The organism is Gemmatimonas sp. (genome assembly GCF_044376735.1).
Classification (GTDB): domain Bacteria; phylum Gemmatimonadota; class Gemmatimonadetes; order Gemmatimonadales; family Gemmatimonadaceae; genus Gemmatimonas.
Genome location: NZ_JBILKJ010000137.1, coordinates 1 through 7348, shown reverse-complemented (window position 1 = coordinate 7348; position 7348 = coordinate 1). Strand labels below are relative to the sequence as shown.

Below are 7348 nucleotides of genomic sequence, written 5' to 3'. Positions count from 1 at the left end.
ACGATCTGCTGGACGGTGCGCGGGCGAACTATGTGTGCGCCATCGCGACCGGCCGCGATACATCGCGTGACGGATCGCGTGATCAGATCGGCATCGCGGCCGCTGATCTGTCGACCGGCGAGTGGCGCCTGTTTCTGGTGACGCCGATGGATGCCCCCGCGGTGCTGGCGCGATTGGCGCCGCGCGAGCTGCTGGTGGTGCGTGGCGCAGCGCACCCCGAGCTGGCCACGGCGATGCAGGCGGTGGACAACGTGCTGGTGACCGAGCGCGATGGATGGGAATTCGACGCGCAGCTTGCTGGCGATGAATTGGCGCGCCAGTTCGATGTGCGCTCGCTGGAAGGCTTCGGACTGGGCAGTGATGATGCGGGCGCGATCGGCGCGGCGGGGGCGCTGTTGCGCTACCTGCGCGAGCTGCAGCCGGGTGGACTGCCGCACCTCGCGCGACCGGTGGTGGAGCGTCCGGGTGGCGTGATGCCGCTGGATGAAATGACGCGTCGCAATCTCGAGCTGGTGGAGTCGCTGCGTGGTGGCGAGCTGGCGGGGACGCTGTTGTCAGTGCTCGATCGCACGACCACCCCGATGGGGCAGCGGCTGTTGCGGCAATGGCTGCTGGCGCCGTTGCTCGAGCGCGAGGCCATCGAGCGGCGTCTCGACGCGGTGACGGTGCTGGTGCGCGATCCGGTGGGACGCGCCGGGGTGCGCGATGCGCTCGATGGCGTGCGCGATGTGGAGCGACTGGCCAGTAAAGCCGCCGCCGGTCGGGCTACGCCACGCGAGTTGCGCGCGCTCGGCGATTCGCTGGCGCGCTTGCCGCAGGTGGCGCAGGCGGTGCACGCCGTGTTGGCGCATGCGGCGCAGGGGCATTCGAGCGGTGGCTTGCTCACGGCGATGCTGCACGACTGGGACGACGGCCACGACTGCGCCGAACGGCTCACGACGATGCTGGTGGAACGTCCACCGCTGATGATCGGCGAAGAAGACACGATCGCGCCGGGCGTGGACGCCGATCTCGATGAGCTGCGCGCATTGCGCGACGGCGGCAAGGATGCGATCGCGACGATCCAGTCGCAGGAGCGCGCGCGTACGGGCATCCACTCGCTCAAGGTGGGCTACAACCGTGTGTTCGGATACTTCCTCGAGATCTCGAACGCCAACAAGCATCTGGTGCCCGACGACTATCAGCGACGGCAGACGCTGACGGGGGCAGAACGGTACGTAACGCCGGCCCTCAAGGAGTACGAGGAGAAAGTGTTGAGCGCGGCCGATCGTATCGAGACGCGCGAGCGCGACCTGTTCGACGCGTTGCGTCGTGAGGCGGGGGCGGCGATTCAGCGGTGGCAGCAGGTGGCACGCCGGGTGGCGACGATCGACGTGCTCACGGCCTTCGCCGAAGTGGCGGAGCGCGAACAGTACGCCCGCCCCGAGCTGAACGATGGCTTCGACCTCGAGATCGTGGCGGGGCGTCATCCGGTGGTGGAGCGCATGATGGCGCGGGAGAAGTTCATCCCGAACGATCTGGTGCTGAGCGAAGACGGACAGATGATCGTGCTGACTGGTCCGAACATGGCGGGCAAGAGCACGATCCTGCGGCAGGTCGGCTTGATTCAGCTGATGGCGCAGGTGGGCGCGTATGTCCCGGCCCGTCGGGCGAAGCTGCCGATCGTGGATCGCCTGTTCACGCGCGTGGGTGCCAGCGACAACCTGGTGCGTGGCCAGTCGACGTTCATGGTGGAGATGAGCGAAACCAGCGCGATTCTGCACACCGCGACCAGGCGCTCGCTGGTGCTGCTCGATGAAATCGGTCGCGGCACGAGCACGTACGACGGCGTGTCGATCGCGTGGAGTGTGAGCGAACACCTGCACGATGCGATCGGCTGCAAGACCGTGTTCGCCACGCACTATCATGAACTCACGCAGCTGGCGAGCGAGCTGCCCGGGGTGCGCAATTTCACGGTGGCGGTGCGCGAAGTGGGCGATCAGGTGCTGTTCCTGCACCGGCTCATTCCCGGTGGCGCCGACCGGTCGTATGGTATCGAGGTGGGGCGTCTGGCGGGGCTGCCGGCGGCGGTGATCGCCCGCGCGAAGGAAGTGCTGGCGCTGCTCGAGGGCGAAGGCGAGCAGATGGCGGCGCGCTTGACGGCCGATGGATTGGCCGCGCCGAAGAGCGTGTCGCGTAAGGGGCCGCGGATGAAGCAGCCGGGGGCGCCCACCCCGCAGCTCGGTTTCTTCGGTGAGGCGTCGGCCCCCGCGCCCGATCCGGCGTTGACCCGCCTGGCCGATGCCGTGGGGGCGTTGGAGCCGGATCAGATGACGCCGCTGCAGGCGTTGACGGCGCTGGCGTCGCTCAAGCAGTCGATGCGTGACTGACCTCGCGCCGCGGAAGAAGCCGACCAAGGCCGAATTGGCGGCGGCGGTCGATCTGATCGTGCCGGATCTGGTCGCGCCCGGGCTGCGGGTGCTGTTCTGTGGCATCAACCCCGGGTTGTACACGGCGGCGATCGGTCATCACTTCGGCCGGCCGGGCAACCGCTTCTGGCCGGCGCTGCACGGCGCCGGCTTCACGCCGCGGCTGTTCGCGCCGTGGGAGGAGCGGGAGCTGCTGCCGCTCGGCCTTGGCATCACCAACATGGTGGAGCGCACCACGGCCACGGCGGCGGAGCTCAGCGCTGCGGAGTACGTGGCGGGTGGCCAGCGGCTGTATAGGTTGGTGGAAGCACAACGGCCACGCGTGGTGGCGTTTCTCGGTATCGGCGCCTATCGCACGGCGTTCGGACGCCCCAAGGCGGCGCTTGGTTGGCAGGAGGAGCGGCTCGCCGAGTCGGCGTTGTGGGTATTACCGAGTCCGAGCGGTTTGAACGCCAATCACCAGCTGGCGGATTTGGTCGTGTTGCTGCGGGCGTTGCGCGAATGGGTGGATGGTACGTGACGTATCCGTGTCAGGCTGGAACAGCAGGTTTCCTATTGAATCCGTCGTCCCGATCCACTCTCATACTGCGGCAACCCGACTGATGGCTCTTCTCTCCAGCATGCGACGCTCGCGGACGGCATCGGCCGTCATTCTGCTTGGCACCGTGGCGTTCGTGTCCACGGCCGGCGCCTTCGGGGCCTGCGGTGGTGATCGTGGCGCGGTCAATACGGCCGGTAGCGACAGCACCGGCGCCGTGGTGACGCGAACGCCGACGTACGGGTTCGAGGTCGTGCAAAGCTATCCGCACGATGCCAAGGCGTTCACGCAGGGATTGGTGTGGCATGACAACCGGCTGTTCGAGAGCACCGGTCAGGTCGGGCAGTCGAACATTCGCGAAGTCGAGCTCAGCTCCGGTCGCGTGATCCGTCAGCAGGATCTCGAAGCGCCGCACTTCGGGGAAGGCATCGTGTTGCTGGGGGACAAGCTGTTCCAGATCACCTGGACGAGCGGCAAGGCGTTCGTATACGACTGGAAGAGCTTTACGCGGACGGGCCAGTTCACGTACGACGGCGAAGGGTGGGGCCTCACCACCGACGGTACGGCCATCATCATGAGCAACGGCACGTCATCCATCGTGTGGCGCGATCCGGCCACGTTCGCCGTGCAGAAGACGATCACCGTGACCGATCATGGCACCCCCGTGTCGCAGCTTAACGAGCTGGAGTGGGTGAAGGGCGAGATCTGGGCCAACCTCTGGCAGAGCGAGCAGATCGCCCGCATCGATCCCGCCACCGGCAACGTGACGGGATGGATCGACCTGAAGGGCATTCTGCCGGCGATGGATCGCACCGGCAGCGAAGATGTGATGAACGGCATCGCCTACGATGCCGCGCGCGACCGCCTGTTCGTGACCGGCAAGCTCTGGTCGAAGCTCTACGAGATCACGCTCAAGCAGCGGTCGTAACACGCGCTGCGGCGTTTCGCGTCAGCGAAGCCGCACGAGCGCGTACTTGAGGGTGCCGGGGGGCAATGCCCCGTTGGACGACACGATGATCACCGCACTGCGTCCGGCGGGGATGCCGAAGCGCACGAACGAACTCGTGCCACCGGCCAGCAGTACGCGCTGCGGTGCGCCGGAAACCAGCGATCGTGTGGCGATCGGATACACGCCCAGGGGCGTGCCACCGGAGAAGCGCAGACCAGGGAAGATGCTGCGGAAATTCCACGACGGCATGAGGTAGCTCGGGGCGAGCGCCGCCGTCGTGGCTGGCGAGAAGTCGTCGGCGATGAGCGACACCGACCAGTCGCGCAGATAATCGGCGAACTGACCGCCCGACAACACGTTCTGCAGATTGGCCACGCCTGTCGTGTTCGAATTCACGAGCGAACGCAGGAACGGCGCCTCGCCATCGGCGCCCTGACGGCCCGCGGCGTAGCGCAGGAAATTCCAGATTGCCCCACGCGTGGCCAGCGAGTCGTTGGGCGCGTACGGCGAGTTGACTTCGGGTGCGATGAGATAGCTGTAGAAGCGCGAGAAGTTCTGCGACGCATAATTGCGGAACTGGTCGGCGCGCGTGGTGTTTCCCGCTACGTCGGTCAGGGCGAGATTCTGTCGCGACGTGAAGTTGGCGATTCGGAAGTAGAGCAGTTCTTCGGCCAGGTGCGACAGCCCTTCGTCCAGCCACGTCTCTTCGTTCGGACGCGCCCCGGTATTCACATACAGACGGCGCGACGAGTTGATGAGGTGCTGGAACTCGTGGGCGATGGTGGTGAGGTTGAGCAGCGTCACTTCATCCTTCGTGCGACGGTTCCCGTTGACCGTGCCGGTAGGATCGGGGGCGAGCAGATAGAACATCTCCGCTTCGTTCGATGCAGCGCAGGCGGCCAGCCCGTTTCTGGCGGTCTTCGGATACAGGTCGCGCGCGAAGAAGAAGCCGCCGATGGTGTATCCCGCCCCCGCCGGCGTGAGGGCGTTCACGGCGCGGGTGTACAGCAGAATGATCTTGCCGTAGCCGCTGACGTTCGTGGGCGCCCCGAACGCGGCGGTGTCCATCGGGAACACGAGCGTGTCGAAGGTGGCGGCGATCGCGGCATACTCGGCGTCGGTGTAGCCGCCAGTGGGATTGTCGTTGTCGCTGACGATGATCGACTTCGTGCCGACGGCGGCGACGCGTCCCGACTTCGTGTCGGCGCTGCTGCACGCCACGTTGGCGTTCACGTTCAGGCGCAGCACGTCGCCCACTTTGGCGTCGGCCGCCGTCACGGCGAAGGCGGTGCGGGTCGATGCCGTGCGCGCCGCCATCCAGTCGCGCGCTTCGCCCACCAGCGGTGTGAGCTCGCGTCGTTCGAGGTCGCGTCGTTCCAGTTCGGCGGCCCGGACGGGCGACAGCGCCGTGGTTGCGGCATCGGGGGCGTCGATGGCGGTCGCGAACGGATTGGCGTCGGCCGTCAGGGCGGCGATGGTGGGACCGGTGCTCCCGATCGCGCTGAGATCCACCGGGGACGACGTGCCAAAGGATGTGGACGTCGATACGAGCGTCAGGGCGTACTCGCCGTTGATCACGGCGGGCGCCACGAGGCAGGCCGTGATGCTCGCGTTTCCGGCGGGTGGGATGTACACCTCGCCGAGCGCCATCTCGCGCGCCGGGATCGGTCCGCAGACGCTCGATCCCGCCGGCGAGATGGTCACCGGTACGGTGTCCGCCCGGCTGGCGGCCGCGGCCACCACCCGCGCCACACCGACGGCCACCGCGGTAACGAGCCCGGAGCTGTTTACCGAGGCCAACGTCGGATTGAGTGTGCTGTAGCTGATCGGCTCTCCGCCGATGGTGTTGCCGAACTGATCCCGCAGTGATCCGCGCACCCGGACGGTGTCGCCGACGTTGAGAAAGGCCGCTTCCGGCGACGCAACCAGCAGGGCTGCCGGCCCCGGCAGCACGGTGGCGGTGAGCGTGACGGGCGTCACCCCGTTCACCTGCGCCGAAACGCGCGCGGTGCCGGCGGTCGTGCCGAGCGTCCAGACGGTGGTGGCCACCCCGCGAGCGTCGGCGGTGGACCGCGCTGGTGCGACGGTGCCGGATCCCGGGCCCACATCCCAATCCACCCGCGCTCCCGATATGGTCTTGCCGTTCTTGTCGGTGACCACCACCGCCAGCGGCACACTCAGCGCGGCGCCCACCACGCCGGTCTGCTCGTTGCCGGCCTGTGTTCTGATCGCGGCCGCGACCGGGCCGGGGCCGGTGCTCTTGTCGCCTGAGCAGGCGCTCAACAGCAGCAGTGCGCCAGCGACCAGTGAGCGCCGCCCGGAGACGTGTGCCGTGCGCGGTGGAGCCGAACGAACAGCGTGAAGGCGAAGCGAGAGCATGTGGACTGCGGTTTGATGGAGGTCGAACGGTTCCGCCGAGGGCACTCAGCGGGTGTACTTTCCAGTGTTGAACATCGACGTGCCCTTTCGGTAACCGGAGTCACTTCCGAACGCGTTCAAGATACAGGGCGACGTGCCACTTCGGCGGGTTGTCTCGTCAGATGGTCGCGTCCCGATTCGCGTGTCGTTGCTCGTCCCCGTGCAGTTCCGACATCCCCAGGGGAGACGCTCCCCAGGGACTCCCAATAACGCATTCTGCCATGTCCAGCACCCTGGCGACCTCCCTGACGTCCGACGCGGCTTCCACCGATGCGACCGCGCACGAGGAACACGTCCGCCATCGCCGTCCCTACGCCAGCGTGCTGGAGACGATCGGCTGGACGCCGATGATCCGTCTGTCCCGGGTGGCCCGCGGTATCCGGACGCCGTTGTTCGGGAAGGCCGATTTCTTCAATCCCGGGGGCAGCGTGAAGGACCGGGTCGGCATGCCGATGATCGAATCGCACGAGCGCGCGGGCACCCTCAAGCCGGGTGGCACGATCGTGGAGGCGACGAGCGGCAACACCGGCGTGGGTCTCGCCATCGCCGCCGCGCTCAAGGGCTATCGCTGCATCTTCACGATGCCCGACAAGATGTCACAGGAAAAGGTGCGGTTGCTGAAAGCGTTCGGGGCCGAAGTGATCATTACGCCGACGGCGGTGCCGCACGATCATCCGCAGAACTACGTGATGATGGCGAAGCGGATCGTGCGCGAGACGCCGGGCGCCGTGCTGGCCGGGCAGTTCGAGAATCCGGCCAATCCGGCGGCGCACCTGGCCACGACGGGCCCCGAAATCTGGGAGCAGACCGACGGGCGCATCACGCATTTCGTGGCCGGCGCCGGCACCGGCGGCACGATCACTGGCGTGGCGCGCTATCTCAAGAGCAAGAACCCGAACATCAAGATCATCGCGGCCGACCCCATGGGATCCGTGCTGGCCGAACTGTGGCGCAGCAAGGGCGAGGGACATCCCACCGGTGCGCCGTACAAGGTGGAAGGCGTGGGACAGGACTGCGTGCCGCTCACGCTCGACA

General features: G+C 67.1%; 5 protein-coding genes. 4 read left to right on the top strand and 1 reads right to left on the bottom strand.

The annotated features are described in order from the left end of the window. The 3 genes from mutS to ACIRA7_RS13640 form a co-directional block, all read left to right on the top strand. Window positions 1-2369 (top strand): DNA mismatch repair protein MutS (mutS, locus tag ACIRA7_RS13650; protein ID WP_396221400.1); only part of this gene is annotated, 2369 nt, incomplete at its 5' end. Beyond that, window positions 2362-2928: a G/U mismatch-specific DNA glycosylase gene (mug, locus tag ACIRA7_RS13645; protein ID WP_396221399.1), complete on the top strand. Its 567-nt coding sequence runs from the start codon at window positions 2362-2364 to the stop codon at window positions 2926-2928. The genes mutS and mug, both read left to right, overlap by 8 nt. A 100-nt stretch (window positions 2929-3028) precedes the next feature. Continuing rightward, window positions 3029-3874, top strand: a complete 846-nt coding sequence (locus ACIRA7_RS13640; RefSeq protein WP_396221398.1) for a glutaminyl-peptide cyclotransferase — start codon at window positions 3029-3031, stop codon at window positions 3872-3874. A gap of 21 nt (window positions 3875-3895) precedes the next feature. On the opposite strand, the gene ACIRA7_RS13635 is transcribed toward ACIRA7_RS13640, so the two are convergent. Continuing rightward, a complete protein-coding gene (locus ACIRA7_RS13635) occupies window positions 3896-6274 on the bottom strand; it encodes an Ig-like domain-containing protein (protein WP_396221397.1) in 2379 nt (792 codons plus the stop codon). A 260-nt stretch (window positions 6275-6534) separates the two neighbouring features. On the opposite strand from ACIRA7_RS13635, the gene ACIRA7_RS13630 reads away from it, so the two are divergent. Further along, window positions 6535-7348, top strand: an 814-nt coding sequence (locus tag ACIRA7_RS13630) for a PLP-dependent cysteine synthase family protein (RefSeq protein WP_396221396.1), incomplete at its 3' end; no start/stop codon positions are given.